This window comes from Kitasatospora sp. NPDC057015, from assembly GCF_042673745.1.
Taxonomy (GTDB): Bacteria; Actinomycetota; Actinomycetes; order Streptomycetales; family Streptomycetaceae; genus Kitasatospora.
In genome coordinates this window covers 36,667-58,683 of sequence record NZ_JBHUSG010000059.1, presented here as the reverse complement: position 1 = coordinate 58,683, position 22,017 = coordinate 36,667, and the positions used below count along the sequence as shown (strand labels likewise).

Genomic DNA, 22,017 nt, shown 5'->3' with positions numbered 1-22,017 from the left:
GCCGTCCTGCTGCTCGCCGCGCTCTACTCCCTGCTGCCGGTGTGGTGGCTGGTCGTCTCCGCCACCAAGAGCAGCAGCGACCTGTTCGCCGGCAACGGCTTCTGGTTCGCCGGCCGCATCGAGCTGGTGCACAACATCACCACCCTGCTCGGCGTCCAGGACGGCATCTTCGGACGCTGGCTCCTCAACAGCCTGCTCTACGCGGTGGGCGGCGCCGTCGTCGCCACCCTGCTCTCCGCGATGGCCGGCTACGTGCTGGCGAAGTACGCCTTCCGGGGCCGCGAGGCCGTGTTCAACACCGTGCTGGGCGCCATCCTCATCCCCGCCCCGCTGTTCGCCCTGCCGCTCTACCTGATGTTCTCCGCCACCCACCTGGTCAACACCTTCTGGGCGGTGTTCATCCCCAGCATCGTCAGCCCCTTCGGCGTCTACCTGGCCCGCATCTACGCCGCCGCCGCCGTCCCCGACGAACTCCTGGAAGCCGGACGCCTCGACGGCGCGGGCGAGTTCCGCATCTTCCGCTCCATCGCCCTACGCGTCCTGCAACCCTCCCTCGTCACCATCTTCCTGTTCCAGTTCGTGACGATCTGGACGAACTACCTGCTGCCCTCACTCATGCTCGCCAACGACCGCCTGCAACCGGTCACCGTCGGCCTCGTCGCCTGGAAGGAACAACGCGGCCAGACCGTCCCCTACAACCTCATCATCACCGGCTCACTGCTCTCCGTCCTCCCCATCATCGTGATGTTCCTCCTCCTCCAGCGCTACTGGAAGGCCGGACTCACCTCCGGCAGCGTCAAGTAACCCACCGAACAGGCCCCCTGACCCACCGAGCAGGCCGCCTGGCCCACCGGCCGGACCCAGTCACCGAGCGTCGTGACCCGCGGTCCGCCGATTGTCCGCGCAACCCACTGGCCGTGATTCGCGGTCCGCCGGTCGGTCCGCGCAGGACAGCGCCGCAACTCCCGGTCCACCCCACACATTCCGAAGAGGCAGAAGCAACATGAGTGAGCTGCGGCTGACCGCGCTGACCCTGCCGACCGCTGCGGTCGGCCCCACCAACCCCCTGCCGCCGCTGTTCTCCGGCGCCGACCTGCACCAGGTCGCCGACGCGAGCGAGGCCGACGAGGAGATGCGGCACAACATCGCCTACGGCCGGGTGCCCTCCGTCATGCCCTACCTCATGCAGGACGGCTACACCCGCGAACGCGCACCCGCCGACCACCTCGTGGCGGTACTGGAGAACGCCACCCTTAAGGCCACCTTCCTGCTCGGCGCCGGCGGCCGACTCTGGTCACTGATCCACAAGCCCACCGGACGCGAACTCCTCTTCCGCAACCCGGTGTTCCAACCCGCCAACCTCGCCCTGCGCGGCGCCTGGCTGGCCGGCGGCGTCGAATGGAACATCGCCACCATCGGCCACACCCCCACCACCTGCGAGCCCCTGCACGCCGCCCGCGTCACCCGCCCGGACGGCACCCCCGTCCTGCGGATGTGGGAGTACGAACGCATCCGCGGCGTCGTCTTCCAGATCGACGCCTACCTCCCCGACGACTCCCAGGTCCTGCTCGTCCACATCCGCATCACCAACCCCCGCGACACCACCGTACCCATGTACTGGTGGTCCAACATCGCCGTCCCCGAAGCCCCCGACGTCCGCGTACTCGCCCCCGCCGACGCGGCCTGGCAGTTCTCCTACGACCGCCGCGTGCGCCACATCGACCTGCCCCAACCCGACGGCACCGACCTCACCCGCACCACCCACGCCCGCGACGCCGCCGACTACTTCTTCGACATCCCCGACGACCGACGCCGCTGGATCACCGCCCTCGACGCGAGCGGACGCGGCCTGGCCCAGGCCTCCACCCAACGCCTGCGCGGCCGCAAACTCTTCCTCTGGGGACAGGGCGAAGGCGGCCGACACTGGCAGGACTGGCTCTCCGAACCCGGCCACGGCTACCTGGAGATCCAAGCCGGCCTGGCCCGCACCCAACTCGAACACCTCCCGATGCCCGCCGGCGCCCACTGGTCCTGGATCGAGGCCTACGGCCTCCTCGAAGCCGACCCCACCGCCGTCCACAGCGACGACTGGACCACAGCCCGCGAAGCCGCCCACCACAGCCTCGACACCCTCATCCCACAGAGCGTCCTCGACGCCGAACTCGCCGACGCCGCACACTGGGTAGACCAGCAGCCCGACGAGATCCTGCAAGCCGGCTCCGGCTGGGGCGCCCTCGAACACCACCGCCGCACCCGCACCGGCCAGACCCCACCGAGCACCCCCGGCACCCCCTTCCCCGACAGCACCCTCGGCCCCGACCAGCAACCCTGGCTCGACCTCCTCGACCACGGCCACCTCGTCCCCGCCGACCCCCACCAGGCACCCACCTCCTACCAGACCGACCCCGCCTGGCAGGAACCACTCCAAGCAGCCGACGGCTGGCTCCCCCACCTCCACCTCGGCGTCCTACACGCCCACGCCGGCCACCTGGAAGACGCCCGCAAGGCCTGGCAACGCTCCATCGAGCACCGCCCCACCGCCTGGGCCTGGCGCAACCTCGCCGCCCTCGCCGACCACACCGGCAACCCCACCGAGGCGACCCACGCCTACCGCCAAGCCCTCCACCTCGCCCCCGACCTCCTACCACTCACCCTCGAAGCCGCCACCGTCCTGCTCCGCGCCGGACACCCACACGAAGTCCTGTCGCTCCTCGCCGCCCTCCCCGCCGCCCGCCGCACCCTGGGCCGCGCCCGCTGGGCCGAAGCCCGCGCCGCCCTCGACACCGGCGACACCGAACGCTGCGGCCGACTCCTGCACGAGGGCATCGAACTCGCCGACATCCGCGAAGGCGAAGCCTCCCTGCACGAACTCTGGTTCGCCCACCAACACGCCACCAACACCACCGAACCGGCCCTCCCACTGCCCCGCGCCTACGACTTCCGGATGCTCGCTACGAGTTGAGGCTCGGTGCACCGGAGGTGTGCGGTGGTGGCGTCGGCCGCCCTGCATCGGGCCGTCACCGTTGGGGGGCGCCGATCGTTCAGTGGTCGACTCGCCTGCGACGCGTGGCGCGGCTTCATCGGCCGCCCCCACGCGTCGGCCTGTTTCGGGCCGGGTGCCGCTCCAGTCCGGCCGGGTGTCAGAGCAGTTCGAGGACGGTGGCGTTGGCCATGCCGCTGCCCCCGCACATGGACTGCAGGCCGTACCGGATGCCCTCGTCGTGCAGATGGTGGACCAGGGTGGTCATCAGGCGGGCACCGGAGCCGGCGAGCGGGTGGCCGATGGCGATGGCACCGCCGAGCGAGTTCATCCGTTCGTAGGCGGCGCCGGTCTCGCGCAGCCAGGCGAGGGTGGCCGGCGCGAAGACCTCGTCGATCTCGAAGGCGCCGATCTCGCCGATCCGCAGACCGGCCCGTTTCAGTGCCGTGGCCGTGGCCGAGATCGGGCCGCCGAACATGCGGACCGGGTCGGTGGGGGCGGCCACCGCGGTGTGGATGCGGGTCATCGGGGTCCATCCCCTGGCCCTGGCGAAGTCGCCGGTGGTGACGAGCAGGGCCGCGGCCCCGTCGGAGACCTGCGCCGCGTTCCCCGCGGTGATGCCGCCCCCCGTGCCGAAGGCCGGCTCCAGGAGAGCGAGGGTCTGCAGGGTGGAGCCGCGGCGGATGCCTTCGTCGTCGGCGAGGACGCGACGTGTGCCGTCCCCGCCGGTGACGGTGACGGGGACGATCTGGCCCGTGAACCGGCCCTCGTCGGCGGCCCGGGCCGCGCGGTGGTGGGAGTCCACGCCGTGCTGGTCCATCTCGGTGCGGCTGATGCCGTACTCGTCGGCGATCAGCTGCGCGGCGGCTCCCCACTGGAAGCGCACACCGCCGTGGCGGGCGAGGACGTCCGGCCCGAAGGGCTCGCCGGCGCGGCCGTGGAGGCGGGTGGCGCCTGGCGGGACGGAACCGGTGAGCTCGACGCCGCCGGCCACGGCGACGTCGTACTGCCCCGACACCACACCGGCGGCGGCCTGGTGCACGGCCTGCTGCGAGGAGCCCTGTTGCCGGTCGACGGCCACTGCGGTCACGGACTCGGGCCAGCCCGCCGCCGATACCGCGGCGCGCCCGACGCCGCCGGCCCGACCGCCGACATCGGCGGCGCAGCCCCAGACCACCGCGTCGACCAGTGCGGGGTCCAGCCCGGTCCGTTCGGCCAGCGCGTCGAGGACGTGGGCGGACAAGCAGGCCGGGTCAAGCCCGGACAGGGCGCCGTTGCGCCTGCCTACCGCGGTGCGTACGGCGTCGACGATGACTGCGTCGCGCATGGGGATCTCCTGGGTGCCGCGGACGTGGGGACGGGCGAGGACGGAAGCGTCAGCGCATGGCCTGGACGTGGGCGCGGTACGGGGAGGGCAGTTCCACCACTGCGCAGCCCATCCTCCGCAAGCGCCGGGCAACGGCGCGGGCCTGGTCGTCGAAGAGGGAGAAGACGAAGAGCCCGGGAACCAGCACGATGTGGACGGCACCGTCGGCCGCCCGGTTCAGCAGGTGTTCGAGGGACGGCCTCACCTCGCAGGAGCGGATCCCGTTGTCCAGGTGCAGCACGGGCCGGGGGAGGGCGAGGAACTCGGCGTGACCGCGCAGAGCGCTCTGGTGGTTGGCCATCTCCCAGCGGTCGAAGGGGTAGCAGCGGAGGTACATCGCCGTGCGGACCACGGAAGGCACGGAGGTGGGGTACATGGCGGCTCTCGTTCGGTTCTGGGGATCGGGTCTGTGGCCGAGCGGCTTTCTGGTAGGGGAATCTCCGACCAAGACCAATGGAATAACGGGAGGTAAGCGCATTGCCATGCGTTTCTGAGGTCAAATCGACCATTTATCCCTGAGTTATTAAGGGAGTGCTGCGCATTTCCATGAGTAGCGCCGCCGGGTGACCGCCGCCGGTGTGCCGGTGCGGCTGGGTAGTGCGCGCCCCGCCCGTGGGTAGTCCATGAACAGGCCGACCGCGCGGGGCGGTCGCGGGCGGCCCGGCCTCGACGCCGGCAGGGTAGCGTGAGGAAGGGTCACCCCCGGCCGGCGGCGCCGAGGTCCTGCATCTGCCCCGGACGGGGCCGCGGACCGGGTCGCTCCTACCCGAAGTGTTGGTACGCCATGGCGGAATTCAGTGGGAGGTCCGGATCCGGCCGCCCGGGATTCGACTTCGTCGGACGGCAGGAAGAACTGCGGGTCCTCCTGGCGGCACTGCGGCAGGAGCCGGTCGTGGTGCTCGTCGAGGGCGAGGCCGGGGTGGGCAAGTCCCGTCTGCTCTGGGAGACGGCCGCCCGGCTGGAGGGCGAAGGAGCGACGACCCTCATCGGATGGTGCCACCCGCTGCGCGAACCCCTCCCTTTCGGCCCGGTCATCGACGCCCTCCGCCGGGCCCACCTGGACACCGAGGCACGCCCGGGGCCCGCCACCGCCGCGCTCGCCCCCTACCTGCCCGAACTCGCCGCGAGGCTGCCCGTCGGGGTGGAGGTCCACATCCCAGGCGACCTGCACCATCGCCTGATGCGGGCCGTGCACGACCTGCTGTCGGCGCTGGGACCGGTCGTGCTGGCCGTCGAGGACGTGCACTGGGCCGACGAAGCGACCCGCCAACTGCTGCTCCTACTGGCCCGCAACCCGCCACCGCAGCTGCGCCTGCTGCTCACCTATCGAGCGAGGGATTTGCCGGGGCACGGGAACGTCCTGGGCTCGCCCTACCGTCGCCCGGTGGGCGTCGGCGGCACCGAGGTCGCCCTCGGGCCGTTCGACCGTGCAGAGGTGCGTGAGCTCGCGGCCGCCGTGATCGGCCCGGCCGCGGCCGCCGCGCTGGGAGACCAGCTCTACGAACGCAGCGGCGGGTTCGCCCTGGTGGTGGAGGCGGACCTGATCGTTCTCGCGGACCGGATGGCCCACGGGCGCGGCGGGTTGCCGCAGACGCCGAAGGACCTGAAGGACCTCGGGGTGCCGAGGACGCTCCAGGAGGCGGTCAGCAGCCGGATGGCGACGCTGTCCGAGGACGCGGTGGCGGTCGTGCGGGGCGCGTCGGTGCTGGGCGTACCGGCCGGGGAGGAACTGCTGGCCCGGCTGGCAGACCTGGACGCCGACCAGGCCGAGACCGCCCTGCTGGAGGTCCTCCGGACCGGCTTGCTGCGCGAGACGTCCGCCGACCGGTACGGGTTCCGCCATGTACTCGCCCGGCAGGCGGTGTACGAGCGGATCCTCGGCCCGCGGCGGCGTCGGCTGCACCGGCGCGCCATCGAGACCCTCTCGGAACAGGATCCCGCTGCGCTCGTGCAGATCGCTCACCACGCCCGCCGGCTCGGCGACACCGCCGGATGGCTTCCCCATGCCTGGGCCGCCGCCGAGCACGCCGTCGACGTCGGTGACGAAGGCGTGGCAGCCGACCTGCTCCAGCAACTGCTCGCCGAGCCCGCGCTGCCGTCCGAGCAGCGGACCCGCGCCGCCATCGGGCTCAGCCACATCGCGGGACGCCGTACCGACCTGCCGGCGAGTCTGGCCATGCTGCGCCGCATCGTCTCCGACCCCGCTCTCGCCGAGTCCGCCCGCGGCGAGATCCGCCTCGGCCTGGCCCGGGCGCTGCTGAACCAGGGCGACCTGGAAGGGCTCGACGAGATGGGCCGCTCTGCCGAGGAACTCGCGGCAGACCGTCCCGGCCTGGCCGCGATCGCCCTCGCCTCCCTCTGCCACGGATTCCAACTCAGCCGCACCGCCGACCAGGACCGGGCCGGGATGGAGCAGGCGGTGCGGATGGCCGCAGACGCGGATCCGAGGACCCGCGCCACCGTGCAGGCCGGCCAGATCACCCTCCTCAGTCACCTCGCCGACCCACGGACCGAGTCGCTGCTACGGCAACTTCCCCGCCAGGACCCCGATCCGGAGATCCGCCGCGAGTGCGCCCGCGCGCTGCGCAACGCCGCCACCAACCTCGCCTGGACCGGCCGCATCGAGGACGCCCGCGCCCTGCTGCGCCCGGCCGAGGAACTGGCCCACCACACGGGCTACGGGCAGGTGGAAGAGGCCTGCGCGCTGACCCGACTCGCCCTCGACTTCGAGGAGGGGCGGTGGGACGATCTGCCCGAACGGATTGAGGCGATCGTCCCACTGGCCGCCGAGGGCGGAACCTTCCGCATCGAGCCGCTCCACCTGCGCGCCCTGCTCGACATCGCCCGCGGCCAGTGGGCCCGTGCCCGCGCCGCCCTGACCACCCATCTGCTGCCCTGGCAGACCCGGGACGGCGTGCTGGCCGGCAGCGCGGCCCTCGCCCGCCTCCACCTGCTGGAACAGCAGCCCCGAGAGGCCTGGGAGATCGCCCGGCGGGCCCTGGAACTCCAGCGGCACAAGGGCGTGTGGGCCTGGGCCACCGACCTGGTCCCCATCGCGGTGCAGGCGGCGCTCGCCGGCGGCGAGCGCGAGGAGGCCCGGGCGCTGACCGCCGAGGCCGCGCGCGGGATCGCCGGCTGCGACGCTCCGGCCGCCGAGGCGGAGATTCTGCTCTGCCAGGGGCTGCTGGCCGCGGACACCGACACCGCGCAGGCCGCGCGCCTCCTGGAGCAGGCCCGTGCCGTCTTCGAGGACTGCGGCCGGGTCTACCGCGCCGCCCGTACCGCCGAACAGGCCGGACGGATCCTCCTCGCCGACGACGGAACCGAGGCCGCCCGCCTCCTCCAGCACGCCCGCGACGTCTTCGCCCGGATCGGCGCCGGCTCCGATGCCGCCCACTGCGAGCAGGCCCTGCGAGGTAGTGGCCGGCGCCCCGCGACCCGTGGGCACCACAGCTACGGGCCCCGGCTGTCGCCCCGCGAGGAGCAGGTGGCCGGACTCCTCGCCGCGGGTGCCACCAACCAGGACATCGCCCTCGCGCTGGCCCTGTCCGTCCGCACCGCCGAACGGCACGTCGCCAACACCCTCAAGAAGCTCGGCGTCACCCGCGACCAGGTCGGTCAGGCGCTTCCCCCGTCCTGACCGTACAGGTCTGCGGGGGCGGCTGCGCGGGCGCCGTCAGCTTGCGCGAGGGCCTGGGGTTCCTCGCCCGTGACCCCTACCTGCGCTCGATCTGCGGCTTCTCCGCCCTGACCAACCTGACCGGCAGCGTCCTGCAAGCGGGTTGGTGGTCTTCCTCCTGCACGACGTCGGCCTGAGCCCGGGCGTCGGCGGCGGCCTGCTGGGCACGATCAGCCTCGGCGGAGTCCTCGGAGCGACGGTCGCGACCAGGATCACCCGGCGCTTCGGCACCGCGCGCGGCCTGCTGCTGTGCAACCTGTGCACCGACAAGTCGCTGCTGGCAGGACTCGATCGACTGCTGCCACCGGCGTCCGTCCTCGTCATCGAGGAACCGGACGTGATCGAGGCCCGAACCGCACCGCCGCACCCTCGTCGGCGGTGCCGCGAGGCAGAGGGCGGGGCCGAGCGGCAGGAGCGGCCGGATGGACGGCTCGCCGGTGCGCGGGTCGATCAGGGTGAGGGCGCGGTCGGCGCGGGCCACGTACGGTTCGGGGTTCTCCGTACCTCGTCGTGGCGCATCATCTGCCTTCGTCGGCGGCCCGGAAGGCATTCCGAACCGATCAGCAAAGGACGCCCGTCTGGACGGAGTCCCGGGTTTCCGAGTGCTCCGGGTCATCGGCTGCGGCGGCGGCACGCAGCGCCGCCTCGACCCGGCGGTTGCTGGTCATGGTCGCCGTGACGGCGGTCATGGTGAGGAGGAGGCCGGCGGCGGTGTACAGCGGGGTGCGTACGTCGTAGGTGGTGGCCAGCCAGCCGCCGAGGAAGGCGCCGAACGGGGCGGCGCACATGGCGAGCATCCGGGAGGTGGAGGCGACCCGGCCCATCAGGTGGGCGGGGACGACCGCCTGTCGGAGGGAGGGGGCGAGCACCATGGTGGCGCCCATGCCCGCTCCGCAGACGGCGAGTGCGAGACCGGCGACGTACGGGTTGGGGGCGACGGCGAGGCCCAGGACGGCGAGTCCCTCGACCGCGGCCGTGCAGGTGAGCGCGGTGCCGGTGCCGAGTCGTCGGCCGAGGAAGGAGGCGATGCCCGCGCCGAGCAGACCGCCGGTGGCCTCCGCCGTGAGGAGCAGGCCGAAGCCGAAGGTGCCGACGCCCAGACGGTCGTGGGCGAAGAGGGCGAGTACGGTCTCCACGGCGAGGAAGGCGATGTTCCCGACCGCCGGACGCAGCGCGAGCCCGAGCAGCAACTGGTTCCGGAACACGTACGAGGCGCCGGCCCGCGCCTGCCGCAGCAGCGACTCACGGGCCTGCGGTACGGGCCGGGGTGCGGCGGGCAGCGACCGTACGAGCACCGCGGAGACCGCGAACGACACCGCGTCGGCGAGCAGCGGAACCGCCCGGCCGAGCGCGAGCAGGGCACTGCCCGCAGGTGGCCCCGCGAAGCCGGACGCGGCGGTCTGGGCGCCGCGTAGGCGGGAGTTGGCGCGCTCCAGGAGCGCGGGGTCGCGGCCGAGCAGATCCGGCAGGTAGGCCGTGGCGGCCGTGTCGAAGAAGAGTCCGCCGAGGCCGAGCAGGAAGGCGACGGCCGCGAGCAGCGGAATGCTCAGCAGGTCGAACGCGGCCGCTGCCGCCGGTATCGCGAGCAGCACCGCACGCGCCGCGTCCGTGACCCACATCGTGCGCCGACGGTCCCAGCGGTCCACCAGCGCACCGCCGAGCACGCCGAACAGCAGCCACGGCAGCGTTCCGGCGGCCGTGACGACGGCGAGTGCCATCGGATCCCGCGTCAACGCCAGTGCGAGCAGCGGCAGCGCGGCATGTGACACCCCGTCACCGAGCGAGGAGATCGTCTGCGCAGTCCACAGTCGTCCGAATCCGGCGGGCAACCTGCTGAGCTCTGTGGTCACTTGGCGTCTCCTTCGACCTGCTGACGCGATGCCGGGTGGAACAGTGCGAAGACGAATGACGCGTCCGGCAGTGACGGATCGGACAGCTCCCGGTACTCGTCGGCCAGTGCCTGCAGCCGCGTCCCCAGTTCCGCGAACTGCTCCTCGGTGAGCCGTAGATGCGCCATCCCCACGTGCCGTTCGCCGTCGGCCGGCGCTGCCTCCAGGTCCGCCACCGCATGGCGCATCAGCACGTCCGGCCCTCCCTCGCCCGGATCCGGCAGCACGATCGCCCGCGCGGCCATGGCGTAGTACCGCTCGGTGACCCCCCGGACCTTCCGCGTCCGTACCACCTTCACCAGGCCGGCCCGCTCCAGCAGCCGTACGTGGTAGCTGGAGCTCCCCTTCGCCAGGCCCACCCGCTCGGCGATCTGCGTGATCGTCGCGGGCTCGAAGCGGAGTACGGCCATGATCCGGTGGCGCGTGAGGCTGGAAACGGCCCGTAGCTGCTCGTCGGTTGTGACGTGGAACGTCTCGGGGAGGTCGTCGGTAGGCATGCCCCTAATGGTCAACACTTCTTGACCATTGGTCAAGGGGATTTGTTCGAGCTTTCTGACTGACCCGGAGCTGGGCGACCGCCCTGTCGGCGCCCGAGGTCGGGGGCCTTCCGGTCGCTGGGGCCTGCCTATGAGGCTTGGTCGGGCTCGGAGTTGAGGTCGGGTCGCCGGGTCGCGGCGGCGTGCCATCCGTGTTCGAGGAGGTGGAAGGCGGCGTCGACGGCCCGTTCCGGGTCCTCGGAGCGGTGGGCGAGGGCGGAGGTCTCCAGAGCGAAGCGGGCGAGCGCGGCGCTGTGCGGGTCGCCGGGCGGGAGGCCGGCGTCGCGGGCGATGGCGTGGGCGAGGGCGTCCTGGTGGCGCATCCACATCCGGTGGGCGTAGTCGCCGAGGGCGGGGGTGCGGGTGACCAGGTCGAAGAAGTCGGTGTAGTGGGGGTCGGAGTCGGCTCCGCGCAGGCGGACCTGCTTGACGTGCGCGCACAGGGCCTGGGGGACGGTGGTGTCGGGGGCGCGGTCGTGGACGGCGGCGACGAGGGAGGTCTCCTGGTCGGAGTCCTCGTCGAAGACGAGGGCCTCCTTGCTCGGGAAGTGCTTGAGCAGGGTCGTCGTGGAGACGTCGGCGGCCTCGGCGATCTCGTGCAGGGTCACCTGGTCGTAGCCACGGGCGAGGAAGAGGGTCAGGGCGGCGTCGGCGAGGGCCTGGCGGGTGGCGGCCTTCTTGCGTTCGCGCCGCCCGGCCGGAGCGGGGGTCGGGGTTGTCATGCTGCCATCGTACGCAAAGATGCCTGATTCAAAAAGTTGTATCGTTGCACTTAATTGATGGGTGTGCTTTTCTGGAACGGCGGCAGCGCGGACCACCGCCCCGCCCCTTCGTCCCGTCCCCTCCCTGCCCGAACGCAGCGGACTCGCCATGTCCGACGCTGCTTCCGGCAGGTGCGGCGGCCCACTGACACCCCCGTACCGCACCACCACCCCGCGCGCGGCAGCACCGACGCCGGGCGACTCGAACGGAGCACCACCATGACCACCGCCCCCGCCCCCCGCATCGCGATCATCGGCGCCGGCCCCGCCGGCCTGACCTGCGCCCGCATCCTGCAACGCCACCACATCCCCGTCACCGTCTACGACGGCGAAGCCGGCCCCGACGCCCGGGACCAGGGCGGCAGCCTCGACCTGCACCAGGACAACGGCCAGATCGCCCTGCGCGAGGCAGGCCTGCTGGAGGAGTTCCTCCGCCTCGCCCGCCCCGAGGGCCAGGAGATGCGCCAGCTGGACCCCGAAGGCACGATCCTCTTCCACCACGTCCCCGAGGAGGGCGAGCTCTTCAAGCCCGAGATCGACCGCGGCGACCTGCGCGATCTCCTGCTGAACTCCCTCGCCCCCGGCACCATCCACTGGAACCGCACCCTCACCGCCGTCGACGGCCCCGATCAGGGACCGCGCCGCCTGCGCTTCGCCGACGGAACCACCGTCGAGGCCGACCTCGTCGTCGGGGCCGACGGCGCCTGGTCCCGGGTCCGCCGGGCCATCTCCCCGGCCCTCCCCGAGTACAGCGGCGTGAGCTTCCTCGAAGCCTGGTTCCACGACGTGGAGACCGAGCACCCCGAGATCGCCGCACTCGTCGGCCAAGGCGGAGCCGCCGCCGCCGACGGGGAGCGCGGCCTGTTCGCCCAGCGCAACGGCGGCGACCACATCCGCGTCTACATCGTCCAGCGCGTCCCCGTCGACTGGATCGCCGCCGCCGGCCTGACCGTCCGCGACACCGACGCCATCCGCGCCCTGCTCCTGGAGCGCTTCCGCGACTGGTCGCCGGCCCTGCGCCGGCTGCTCACGGACAACGACGGCCGCTACGTGGACCGCCCCGTCAACGCCCTGCCGGTGCCGCACACCTGGGAGCACAACCCCACCGTCACCCTGCTCGGCGACGCCGCCCACCTCATGCCCCCGCTCGGCGTCGGCGTCAACCTCGCCATGCTCGACGCCGGCGAACTCGCCCTCGCGATCGTGGGCAGCGACAGCATCGACGCCGCGGTCACCGCGTACGAGAGCACCATGCTGCCCCGCTCCCACGCGATGCAGGAACTCCTCGACCACGGCGCCGAGCAGCTCCTGTCCACCGAGCTCCCGGACTTCGCCACCGACGACGACCGCCACTGAGTCCGCGCGCGCGAAGGTCGCCCGCCCGGCCCGGGGTGGCGAAGCTGCGGCGGGATCGCCCGGGGCGTCAAGGGCACCCTCGACAGGGCCGGCGCGGCGGCGGCGTGAAAGCCGTACCCGGCGCCCCCGGTCCGGTGGCGGGTGGCTGCGGAAGTCACCCGAGCACTCCCGCCGGCGGCCTTGTCATGGGTGATCGGTAGGGTCGGCGCACCCGATCAGCTGAGGAGCGCGGACGATGAGACCTCCGGTCGACCTGGATCACGTCCGATGGCAGGACCTGACCCATGCCTACGGCTGCGCCGAGGACGTGCCCGATCTGATCAGGGCGCTCTACCGGGAGGACGAGGAGGTGGCCGACGAGGCGATCTACGAGCTCTACGGCAACATCCACCACCAGGGCACGGTCTATGCGGCGTCAGCACCTGCCGTCCCCTTCCTCGCCCACGCCGCCCTGCACGCCCCGGGCAGGCACGACGAACTGCTGATGCTGCTCGCCGTCCTCGCCGACCACGACCCTGCCGACGTCGACTCGCCGCACTGGCCCGGCAGTCCGGTCGCCGCCGTCTGCGCCGAACTCTGCCGAGTGCTCCCGAACCTGCTGCCATGTCTGGAAGACGGCGAACGGACGGTTCGCCGGGCGGCGCTGCGCGTCGTTGCGGTCGTGGCCGAGCTGCTCCCGGTCGAGTTGAGGGCTACCGTCGTGGCCCGACTCGACGTGATGTATGCGACTGATCCGGTCTCCGTCGTGCGAGCGGACGCGGTGGTCGCCCTGGCCCGCCTCGGCCAGGAGAGGGCGGCGCTGGAAAGCCCACTACCCGACGTCAGACTGGCGGCGGCCGTCCTCGCCGTCGAGCGGTCGGAGCCGCCCTACCGGGCCGAGCTGGTGGAGATCATCGCCGAGGACGGCACCGAACCCGACCCGGGGGATGACGACTTCCCCTGGTCGGGCACCACCACGCGCGACGCGCAACTCACCCACATGCTCACCCGGGATCCGGACGCCTGCCTCTCGGTGGCCGCCCGCTGGATCGCCGCCGGCGACCTCGGCACGCGCGGTTCCTGGCTGGCCGAGCGAACCGCCGAGACCTGGCGCGACCGCGAACCGGAGGTCCTGGACCTGCTGCTGACCGCCCTTCCCCATCAGACGGACGCCCGTGCCCTGGCCGCCCGACTGCGCACCATCGGCCACTGGATCGAGTGCCTGCCCGCGCCGCACTCCGGCCTCCGGGACACACTGCACAGGTATGCCGACACCGAGGACGAGACCGCCGGGGCGGCGCTCCTCGCGCTGGTGCACTCCCGTGACCCCCGCGCCCTGGACCTCGTGCTGCACCGCCCCGGCGCCCGCCTGCTCGAAGCGGCGGCGCGGCACTATCCGCAGGCCGCCGACCGGCTGGTGCCCGCGATCCGCCGCGAACTGGCCCGGGGCGCCACCGGGAACGAAGGCATCGCCCTGGTCCGAGCCCTGGAGTCGTCGGGCACCGCCGCCCGCCGAGCCCAACCGGAACTGGTCGACTGCCTGCGCGACCGCCGCGCGGCCATCGTCGCCGCCCGTCAGCTCGGGCTCAACGGCGTACCGACGCAGGAGACCGTCGACCTGCTGCGCGACGCCATGCGGAGCACCGACCCCTCGCTGCGTGCCGCGGCAGCCGCGGCGCACTACCGGCTGACCGGCGACGCCGACTCGGCCCTTCGCACGTTCCGGGAACTGCTCACCGGCAGCGGTCAGACCCACTGGTACCTGAGCAGCCTGGAGCCGCTCGGCGGTTCCGCCGCTCCGCTGCTGCCGCTCGTCGAGCCCATGCTGGAGGCAGGCCAGTGGACCCGGTTCGCCGCTGCCGAGGCCCACCACTGGATCACCGGCAACCCGGAGCGCGCCGTTCCCGTCCTCGCCGAACTGGTGGGTCCCACCCCGGTCGGCCTCCGCGCCCTCGGAGCCCTCGCCGTCACCGGCCGGTTCCCGGAAGAACTCCGCCCCACCCTTCGAGGCTTCGCGTTCTCCCCACTCCGCATGCTTGCCGACTCGCCCTACTCCGGCCAGGGCCACCCGGACGGAGAACTCCGAACCCTGGCCCGGACGTTGCTCGCCGGCTGACAGTCGTCCGAGCAGTGGACGGCAGACCACCCGCCGAGTCGCCCGACGGCGGTCGTCCGGCGTGCGGCATCGTCTTCTCCGGTGCCCACCGTGTTCGGGCGACCGTCGTGACCGCTGACCGTCAGCATTCGGCCCGCGGTACCCAGGCCTGCGGCATCATCCTCGCCGCGCCGGGAGAGCTCGTCCTTGACGACCATGTCGTCCGCCCGGCGGGGGCGTGTCGGTCTCCCGGTCACGGCGGGAAAAGCGCTGGCCGGCGGGGCGGGTGTCCGGGAGGATCCAGGGATGTCCGAGAATCACGAACCCACCCCTGACGGTTCCGCCGACGTCCGGCGCGTGCGGCGGCGGCTGGACCGTGCGTTGCGCACCGGTACGCCGGTCCGCATCCACCGTTCGATCCCCGACGCGGACCTGATCGACGGGTTCGTGGTCGCCGCAGGTGCCTGCTGGACTCTGCTCGCCACCTGCGAGGACCTCCACCGTGACGGCTGGACGGCGCTGCGGACGGCCGACATCACCAAGGTCAAGCGCACGGGCGACGCGAGGAGCCTGACCGTTCGGGTACTGGCCCGCCGGGGCCAGTGGCCGGTCCAGCCGCCCGACCTGCCGCTGGAGGACCTGTCGAGGGACGGACTGGCGGCCCTGGCCGGCGCGGCCTCCCGCCGATTCGGTCTGATCGCGTTGCACCGGGAGCTGCTGCGGCCCGACGTCTGCTGGATCGGAGCCGTGACCGGGCTGCGCCCGAAGTCGCTGCGGCTGCACGAGGTGGGCATCGAGGCGCGTTGGCTGCCCGAGCCGTCCAGGTTCCGCCGGCGGGACATCACCCGGATCGGCTTCGAGGGGCGCTACGAGCGCACCCTCGCGGAGTTCGCCGGCCCCCTGCCGGCGTAGGAGCTGAGGGGCGGAGGCACGTGCGAGTCACCGTACAGAGCCGACCGCGGAAGCGGATACGTGATGTCAGGGCGGCTCGCCATGAGGAAGAATGCTCGACATGACGCATTGAAGAGCACCCGGCGACCGGTGGCGATGGCTCAAGGTCTCGACCTGGGAGACCGCGCCCGACGGGGATCGGCGCATCTGTACGACCTGCGGGACGCCTGTCCGCTCGTACCAGTACCGCCACTACCCACCCGAATCCTCGATGTTCGAGCGGTGTGTCGGGCTTGCCTGGTGTTCCGGCTGTCGCATCTACTCCGGCGCCATGGTCCACGTTCCCCGTCAACGGGTTCTCGTCGACGCCCTGGCAGCGCTGCCCGGCGACCAGCGGGAGCGTCTGCAGCGGAGCGAGACCAGGCTGATCGACCATCTGGACAGGCAGGCCCGGAGGGACAGCACGACCTGACTGCTGGCCGGTGGTCCGCTCCGCCTGGCCCGGCGGGGGAGGCGGCGGGCAGGCCTGGATCCTGACATCCGCCATTCCTCGACGGCAAAGGTTCACCTGATGTCTGCTTTGTGTTTAATATCTGATATGCGCAATATCGGGCAAGATCTCCTCGACTCCGTCCAGGCGGCGTTGGTGATGAACGGGGTCCCCCTCACTGAGCGTCAGGTCGCGGCCGGGCGCTCGGGCGCCGTGGTGCGCATCGAGCGGCACGGCGTCTCGGTGTACTGGTGGCAGCAGGCCGGCGAATCAGCTGCCCCGGCCGAGGCTCGCTCGGCGGGCCGGGCGGTGGGCGGGGCCTCGGTCGCGTCCCCGGTGTTCACGGAGACCCTGCGCCTTGCCGCCGTACTCGCCGATGCCGGCTATCACACCGATCACCTCGGTGATCGCGTACTGGTCGGCCGACGTCCGTGAGTGCGCGCGTCGGGACGGCAGGGGTGCGACGGCATCGTCGACGCGGAGGCGACGACCTGCGGCTCGGGCGGTCGAGCACCACCCCGACGCGATCGAGCCGGCAGATCGCCGGCACCCAACGGCTCTCGGCCTGACCAGCGCGGTGAGCCCCGTTGTGGCGGCGGTGCCGCCACACGGAGGATGGGGATCCACCTCTCGGCGCCGGCCGCCGCGCCCACCCGCGGACCACCGGCGGGTTGCCCGGGACGAGTCGACTGCCGAGCCCCGTCCGTACGGCCCGCGGCGCCCCGCGTAGTGATCTAGCATGAAAAGCGACGTTTCATCCCCGGGCCAGCGCCGCAGCGGCAGGGAGGCCGACATGGCGTTCGACACGACCGGTTTCGAGCCGGCGGACGGCTCCCGCTACCTGCCGATCTCCGAGCACGGCCTGATCGGCGATCTCCGGACGACCGCTCTGGTCGGCACCAACGGCACCATCGACTGGTACTGCTGCCCGCGCTTCGACGCGCCCAGCGTCTTCGGGTCCATCCTCGACGCCGACCGCGGCGGGTCGTTCGAGTTGGCCGCCGAGGTCCCGACCCGCACCCGACAGTTCTACTTCCCCGACACCAACGTGCTGATCACGCGGTTCTTCGCGGCGGACGGGGTGGCGGAGATCCAGGACTTCATGCCCGTGGTCGACGAGTCGCGCGAGGCGGACCGGCACCGGCTCATCCGACGGGTGCTCTGCGTCCGGGGAGTCCTTCCGTTCAAGGCGCGGATCGCCCCGCGCTTCGGCTACGGCGCCGAAGCGCACACCACACACCTCGAAGGCCACGAGGCGGTGTTCCGCGCCCCGTCACTGACGCTCGCGCTGACCGCCACCGCACCGCTGGAGAGCGACGGCCTGGACGTGTGGTCGCACTTCAAGCTCATGGAGGGCGAGTCCCACGTGTTCGCCCTCGACCGGATCGGCGACGGCGTCCCGACCCGCTCCTGCCCGCGGGCCGAGGCGGAGGAGCAGGCCGAGGCGACCGTCCGGTTCTGGCGCCACTGGCTGGCCGGGTCGCGCTACCACGGGCGGTGGCGGGAGATGGTGAACCGCTCCGCGCTGCTGCTGAAGCTGCTCACCTACGCGCCGACCGGTGCGATCGTCGCCGCACCCACCACCAGCCTGCCCGAGCAGATCGGCGGCGAGCGCAACTGGGACTACCGGTACGTCTGGGTCCGCGACGCGGCCTTCTGCGTCTACGCGCTGCTGCGCCTGGGGTTCACCTCGGAGGCCGAGGCGTTCATGGGGTTCCTCGGCGAGCGCGGCATCATGCGCGGCACCGGCGCGGCCGGCCCGCTGCAGATCATGTACGGCATCGACGGGCGCAGCGAGCTGCCCGAGTACGAGTTGCCGCACCTGGAAGGCCACCTCGGCTCCGCCCCGGTCCGGGTCGGCAACGCCGCCACCGGCCAGCTCCAGCTGGACATCTACGGAGCCCTGATCGACTCCGTCTACCTGTACGACAAATGGGGGCAGCCGATCAGCAGCGACCGCTGGGACGAGGTCGGCGCGATGGCGGACTGGATCTGCCAGCACTGGGACCAGCCCGACGAGGGAGTCTGGGAGACCCGCTCGGGGCGCAGGGACTTCGTGTACTCGCGGCTGATGTGCTGGGTGGCACTGGAGCGGGCGGTTCGGATGGCGAACCGGCGCGGCCTGCCGGCCGACCTGCCCCGCTGGCGGGAGTCCCGTGACGCGATCTACCGGCAGATCATGAAGCGCGGCTGGTCGAGCCGACGGAAGGCGTTCGTGCAGGTCCTGGACGACGGTGAGCTGGACGCCTCGCTGCTGATGATGCCGATGGCCAAGTTCATCTCGCCCACCGACCCGAAGTGGCTCTCCACCCTGGACGCCCTCACCGCGGACCTGGTCTCCGACTCGCTGGTCTACCGCTACAACCCGGCCACCAGCCCGGACGGCCTGACCGGCCCCGAGGGCACCTTCTCGATCTGCTCCTTCTGGTACGTGGAGGCGCTGGCCCGAGCGGGCCGGCTGGAGGAGGCCCGGCTGGCCTTCGAGAAGATGCTCACCTACGCCAACCACCTGGGACTGTTCGCCGAGGAGATCGGCCCGACCGGCGAACAGCTCGGCAACTTCCCCCAGGCCTTCACCCACCTCTCGCTGATCAGCGCCGCCTTCAACCTCGACCGCGCACTGGGCTGACGCGGTACCGCCGCCCGGAGCGCAGTGTCCGACGCCTCGCGGCGGGTCGACGGCCCGCCGAACGCTCTCGGCAGGCGAGCCGGGAAGCAGGGAGGGGTGAGGTCCGGCACGCCACCGCGCCGTGCGGTTCGCGGCGCCGATTCGCCGCCCTCGGAGGGACGAGTCATCCGACCGAGTGAACCCACCCGAACACGGGATCCGTCCGGGCACAGCAGCCGGCCGGCCACTGCAAGGTGAGGGTGAACCGGGGCGGGTCGAACACGGCGACGGGTGGTACGGGATGAGACCGGGTGACGGCATGGGCCCGCGGCGACCGCGGACCGGCACGGCCCTGGCGGTGCTGGCGGTGCTGCTGCTGTGGATCGGCATGGCATCGCCGGCCGTGGCCCTGAAGGACTTCCGCACCACCTCGGTGGTGCTGGCCAACAACAGTGATCTGCCGCTGATCCTGACCGATCACTACCTCGACCACGGGTGCTGGGAGACCGAGCCGCCGGAGCGGATCGAGCCGGGCCGGACGGTGCTCTGGAAGTCGGTGTCCTGCGGGATCGGGACGGGTGTCGAGGGCTCGGCCTTCTACCGGGTGGAGCACGACGCGGGCCCCAATCTCCGGGTGCACTGGGACAACTCCGCCACCGGCTCCCAGAGCTACGAGGAGTCGCTGCCGAACGGCTACGTGATCTCCCGTAGCGGCGGGGACGGCGATCACGCCACCGTCTCCTACACCTTCGACTGCAACTCCAGGATGTGCGACGGGATCCCCGACGACTGGAAGCTGCACGGCGTGACGGTCGATCCGGGCGACGGCAGTGGACCGCAGTTCGTCGACCTGCCGGCCATGGGCGCCGACGTCGACCGGCCCGACATCTTCGTCCAACTCGACTGGATGGTGAACAGCGCCCACAGCCACAAGCTGGACCCCGAAGCGATCAAGAAGGTCGTCGACGCCTTTGCCAACGCGCCCTTCCAACGACGGGGAGCCGCCCGCCCCGGCATCGACCTGCACATCGACCAGGGGCCGGACAGCATCCTCGACTTCGCCACCGGCCGCACCTGGGGCGCCCTGAGCCGGGCACGAGCGGTCACGGAGTACACCCACCTCGGCAACTGCAACGGCGACGGCAGCTGCAACCCCGACCACGACAGCGGCTACGACTTCGGCGAATTCGACGACATCAAGAAGCGGCCCGGCGGAGTCGTCGGGTCCGGCCGCTTCCCGGTGTTCCACTACGCGCTGTCCGCGCACCAGATCGCGGACAGCGGCGTTCTCGGGATCACCTCCCACGGCAGCAGCGACTTCATCCTCAGCCTCGGCGGGTTGTACCAGCAGGTCGGCCTGCCGGACGACCAGGCCACCGTCTTCATGCACGAACTCGGCCACAACCTGGGCCTCGACCACGGCGGCTTCGAGAGGCATCCGGACCACAAACCCCAGTACTTCAGCGTCATGAACGTCGCGTACTCCAAGGACGGCATCCCGTACGGGACCTCCCGGTACGCGGACTACTCGCGGGTGGCGACCACCCTCGACGAGAACCACCTCGACGAGAGCGCCGTGCCACCCACCGGGTCGTCCCTGCGGTACGACGTCACCCGCTACTGCGGCCGCTCCTACGTCACTGCGGTGCACGTCGGCCTCGACAACTACGTCGACTGGAACTGCAACGGCACCCAGGACAGCGGAACCGTCTCCGCCGACATCGACGGGGACGGCAGTCTGACCATCATCGTCGGATACGACGACTGGGCACACCTCAAGCTGACCGGCGGTTCGGTCGGAGGCCTCAGCATGCCGGGGACGCCGGAGCCGCAGGAACTCGAGGAGTTCAACGAAGACCCCGCCAAGCAGGTCGAGCCACTGGACACGACCGACCCGGTCACCACGGCCGTCGCCGATCCTCCTTCGAACGACAGCGGGTGGCACGCCACCGCCGTCACCGTCACGCTGGGTGCCACGGACGACCTCAGCGGCGTGGCCAGGACCGAGTACGACGTCGACGGAGCCGGCTGGACCGCGTACAGCGGACCGATCCGCCTCGACAGCCCCGGCAGTCACACCCTGTCGTACCGATCCGTCGACCGGGCGCAGAACACGGAGCCCACCGGAACCCTCCCGGTGCGCATCGACCGCGAGCCGCCGGTCACCACGGCCGTCCTCAACCCCCAGCCCAATCCGGCCGGCTGGATCAACGCGAACGGCACGGTCACCCTCACCGCCACCGACGACCTGAGCGGGGCGGCGAGCATCACCTACCGCACGACGAACGCCCAGAGCACGCCGAGCACCACCGTTGCGGGCGACACGGCCGAACTGACGATCAGCCAGGAGGGTGAGACGGTGATCACCTTCCACGCCACCGACCGGGCCGGCAACGTCGAGGCGGATCGGACCCTGACCGTGCGGCTGGACAAGGCGCCACCGGGCTCGAAGATCACCACCTCATCGGGTACGATCTTCGTCGCCCGCCCGCCGGGCGGCCCGCTCGACGACCAGTACGTCACCGGAACGGCCAGCGACCCGGGCTCGGGCGTCGATCACGTCGACGTCACCTTCACCTCCAAGGTCCCGGGCCCGACGATCGTCGAGCGAGCGACCCCGAGCTGCGCCGATCCGACGCTGCACAGCTGCACCTGGCGGGTGCGGCCGCCCTCGGACATCGGTATCTACCGGGTGACGTCCGCCGCCACGGACGTGGCCGGAAACGTCGAGACCCCGGGGCCCGGCATCGACCTCGTCGTCGTCCGGAACGAACCGTGACCCGACGAGCGCGGACCCCGGATTCCCGGCCCGTGACACGCCTCGTTCGGGCTGGTCAGGGCTTCTGCGGTCCCGGTCGTGCCGGTTGGGACTCTGTCTGGTGGTCAGGTCTCCCGCGGCGACCGGTTCGCTGCCGATCCGACACCCGGTGAACTGAATCCCCTTCGCCTGGACGAGCGGGCGCCCGGTCTGGCCGGAGCGGGCTCCGTCATTCCTGGCACAGTCTCACGCACTCGTAGTCGTGTGTGTACTGGCAGCAGGAGGTGTGGCGGACGATGTCGTCTTCGCGGTCGTAGAACTCGGTGATGATCCGGCCGTCCTCGATGTGTGAGACGCCGACCTGCTTCTTGAAATCGATCTTCAGGAGTACGGTCTCCATCCGCAGACAGTTCACCGAGTACCTGTCGGCAGCCTCGGGGTACCTGGCGAACACCTTGTCGATCTCTTCGAAGAATTCGGGGTCGCGCTGCGGCCCACATGCGGGCTTGGTCTTCATGGCTCGTTTCCCGGTGATGAGTGTGTTGAGCCCCAGAACCATGGTCTCGCAGCTCGGCGGCCGTTGCCACCGTCGCCCCGGGCCGCACCCCGGGCCACGTGCCGGCCCGTTG

At 71.7% G+C, this 22,017-nt stretch carries 17 protein-coding genes; 10 read left to right on the top strand and 7 right to left on the bottom strand.

All coding sequences use genetic code 11. The features are described from left to right. The coding region (locus ACFTWP_RS36220; RefSeq protein ID WP_380269322.1) for a carbohydrate ABC transporter permease at positions 1–804 on the top strand (804 nt) is incomplete at its 5' end. A 199-nt stretch (positions 805–1,003) separates the two neighbouring features. Continuing rightward, positions 1,004–2,962 carry a DUF5107 domain-containing protein gene (locus ACFTWP_RS36215; protein WP_380269321.1) on the top strand — a complete coding sequence of 653 codons (1,959 nt, stop codon included), beginning with the start codon at positions 1,004–1,006 and terminating at the stop codon, positions 2,960–2,962. 178 nt (positions 2,963–3,140) lie between these two features. On the opposite strand, the gene ACFTWP_RS36210 is transcribed toward ACFTWP_RS36215, so the two are convergent. Together ACFTWP_RS36210 and ACFTWP_RS36205 are read right to left on the bottom strand one after the other, a co-directional pair. Further along, entirely contained in the window at positions 3,141–4,307 is a 1,167-nt protein-coding gene (locus tag ACFTWP_RS36210; protein WP_380269320.1) for a thiolase family protein, read from the bottom strand. Positions 4,308–4,356: 49 nt separating this feature from the next. Further along, entirely contained in the window at positions 4,357–4,722 is a 366-nt protein-coding gene (locus ACFTWP_RS36205; protein ID WP_380269319.1) for a hypothetical protein, read from the bottom strand. 408 nt (positions 4,723–5,130) lie between these two features. On the opposite strand from ACFTWP_RS36205, the gene ACFTWP_RS36200 reads away from it, so the two are divergent. Then, entirely contained in the window at positions 5,131–7,986 is a 2,856-nt protein-coding gene (locus tag ACFTWP_RS36200; protein ID WP_380269318.1) for an ATP-binding protein, read from the top strand. A gap of 76 nt (positions 7,987–8,062) precedes the next feature. Here the strand turns inward: ACFTWP_RS36200 and ACFTWP_RS36195 are convergent, their stop codons facing one another. The 4 genes from ACFTWP_RS36195 to ACFTWP_RS36180 all read right to left on the bottom strand — a co-directional run bounded on the left by ACFTWP_RS36195 (position 8,063) and on the right by ACFTWP_RS36180 (position 11,172). Then, positions 8,063–8,506, bottom strand: coding sequence for a hypothetical protein (locus tag ACFTWP_RS36195; protein ID WP_380269317.1), 444 nt, complete (start codon positions 8,504–8,506; stop codon positions 8,063–8,065). A 79-nt stretch (positions 8,507–8,585) separates the two neighbouring features. Then, the gene (locus ACFTWP_RS36190) at positions 8,586–9,854 is read right to left on the bottom strand and encodes an MFS transporter (RefSeq protein ID WP_380269323.1); all 1,269 of its coding nucleotides are present in this window, start codon (positions 9,852–9,854) and stop codon (positions 8,586–8,588) included. Positions 9,855–9,871: 17 nt separating this feature from the next. Further along, entirely contained in the window at positions 9,872–10,411 is a 540-nt protein-coding gene (locus ACFTWP_RS36185; RefSeq protein WP_380269316.1) for an ArsR/SmtB family transcription factor, read from the bottom strand. Between the two features lie 128 nt (positions 10,412–10,539). Further along, positions 10,540–11,172, bottom strand: coding sequence for a TetR/AcrR family transcriptional regulator (locus ACFTWP_RS36180; RefSeq protein ID WP_380269315.1), 633 nt, complete (start codon positions 11,170–11,172; stop codon positions 10,540–10,542). Positions 11,173–11,430: 258 nt separating this feature from the next. Here ACFTWP_RS36180 and ACFTWP_RS36175 point away from each other — a divergent pair, with 258 nt between their 5' ends. From ACFTWP_RS36175 to ACFTWP_RS36145, 7 genes are all read left to right on the top strand, one after another. Then, the gene (locus ACFTWP_RS36175; RefSeq protein WP_380269314.1) at positions 11,431–12,567 is read left to right on the top strand and encodes an FAD-dependent oxidoreductase; all 1,137 of its coding nucleotides are present in this window, start codon (positions 11,431–11,433) and stop codon (positions 12,565–12,567) included. A gap of 235 nt (positions 12,568–12,802) precedes the next feature. After that, entirely contained in the window at positions 12,803–14,662 is a 1,860-nt protein-coding gene (locus ACFTWP_RS36170; RefSeq protein WP_380269312.1) for a hypothetical protein, read from the top strand. A 285-nt stretch (positions 14,663–14,947) separates the two neighbouring features. Then, on the top strand, positions 14,948–15,553 hold the full coding sequence (locus tag ACFTWP_RS36165; RefSeq protein WP_380269311.1) for a hypothetical protein: 606 nt from the start codon (positions 14,948–14,950) through the stop codon (positions 15,551–15,553). Positions 15,554–15,863: 310 nt separating this feature from the next. Beyond that, on the top strand, positions 15,864–16,004 hold the full coding sequence (locus ACFTWP_RS36160; RefSeq protein WP_380269310.1) for a hypothetical protein: 141 nt from the start codon (positions 15,864–15,866) through the stop codon (positions 16,002–16,004). 126 nt (positions 16,005–16,130) lie between these two features. Further along, the gene (locus ACFTWP_RS36155; RefSeq protein ID WP_380269308.1) at positions 16,131–16,457 is read left to right on the top strand and encodes a hypothetical protein; all 327 of its coding nucleotides are present in this window, start codon (positions 16,131–16,133) and stop codon (positions 16,455–16,457) included. Between the two features lie 358 nt (positions 16,458–16,815). Continuing rightward, positions 16,816–18,651, top strand: a complete 1,836-nt coding sequence (locus tag ACFTWP_RS36150) for a glycoside hydrolase family 15 protein (protein WP_380269307.1) — start codon at positions 16,816–16,818, stop codon at positions 18,649–18,651. Between the two features lie 280 nt (positions 18,652–18,931). Then, on the top strand, positions 18,932–21,409 hold the full coding sequence (locus ACFTWP_RS36145) for an OmpL47-type beta-barrel domain-containing protein (RefSeq protein ID WP_380269306.1): 2,478 nt from the start codon (positions 18,932–18,934) through the stop codon (positions 21,407–21,409). 208 nt (positions 21,410–21,617) lie between these two features. Here the strand turns inward: ACFTWP_RS36145 and ACFTWP_RS36140 are convergent, their stop codons facing one another. Further along, positions 21,618–21,905, bottom strand: a complete 288-nt coding sequence (locus tag ACFTWP_RS36140; RefSeq protein ID WP_380269304.1) for a hypothetical protein — start codon at positions 21,903–21,905, stop codon at positions 21,618–21,620. Positions 21,906–22,017: the final 112 nt, after the last annotated feature.

Coding starts and splice junctions, on each gene's coding strand:
- ACFTWP_RS36185 (WP_380269316.1), bottom strand. CDS start 10,411: ATGCCTACCGACGACCTCCCCGAGACGTTCCACGTCACAACCGACGAG.
- ACFTWP_RS36140 (WP_380269304.1), bottom strand. CDS start 21,905: ATGAAGACCAAGCCCGCATGTGGGCCGCAGCGCGACCCCGAATTCTTC.
- ACFTWP_RS36215 (WP_380269321.1), top strand. CDS start 1,004: ATGAGTGAGCTGCGGCTGACCGCGCTGACCCTGCCGACCGCTGCGGTC.
- ACFTWP_RS36165 (WP_380269311.1), top strand. CDS start 14,948: ATGTCCGAGAATCACGAACCCACCCCTGACGGTTCCGCCGACGTCCGG.
- ACFTWP_RS36210 (WP_380269320.1), bottom strand. CDS start 4,307: ATGCGCGACGCAGTCATCGTCGACGCCGTACGCACCGCGGTAGGCAGG.
- ACFTWP_RS36150 (WP_380269307.1), top strand. CDS start 16,816: ATGGCGTTCGACACGACCGGTTTCGAGCCGGCGGACGGCTCCCGCTAC.
- ACFTWP_RS36200 (WP_380269318.1), top strand. CDS start 5,131: ATGGCGGAATTCAGTGGGAGGTCCGGATCCGGCCGCCCGGGATTCGAC.
- ACFTWP_RS36160 (WP_380269310.1), top strand. CDS start 15,864: ATGGTCCACGTTCCCCGTCAACGGGTTCTCGTCGACGCCCTGGCAGCG.
- ACFTWP_RS36180 (WP_380269315.1), bottom strand. CDS start 11,172: ATGACAACCCCGACCCCCGCTCCGGCCGGGCGGCGCGAACGCAAGAAG.
- ACFTWP_RS36175 (WP_380269314.1), top strand. CDS start 11,431: ATGACCACCGCCCCCGCCCCCCGCATCGCGATCATCGGCGCCGGCCCC.
- ACFTWP_RS36170 (WP_380269312.1), top strand. CDS start 12,803: ATGAGACCTCCGGTCGACCTGGATCACGTCCGATGGCAGGACCTGACC.
- ACFTWP_RS36155 (WP_380269308.1), top strand. CDS start 16,131: ATGCGCAATATCGGGCAAGATCTCCTCGACTCCGTCCAGGCGGCGTTG.
- ACFTWP_RS36145 (WP_380269306.1), top strand. CDS start 18,932: ATGAGACCGGGTGACGGCATGGGCCCGCGGCGACCGCGGACCGGCACG.
- ACFTWP_RS36205 (WP_380269319.1), bottom strand. CDS start 4,722: ATGTACCCCACCTCCGTGCCTTCCGTGGTCCGCACGGCGATGTACCTC.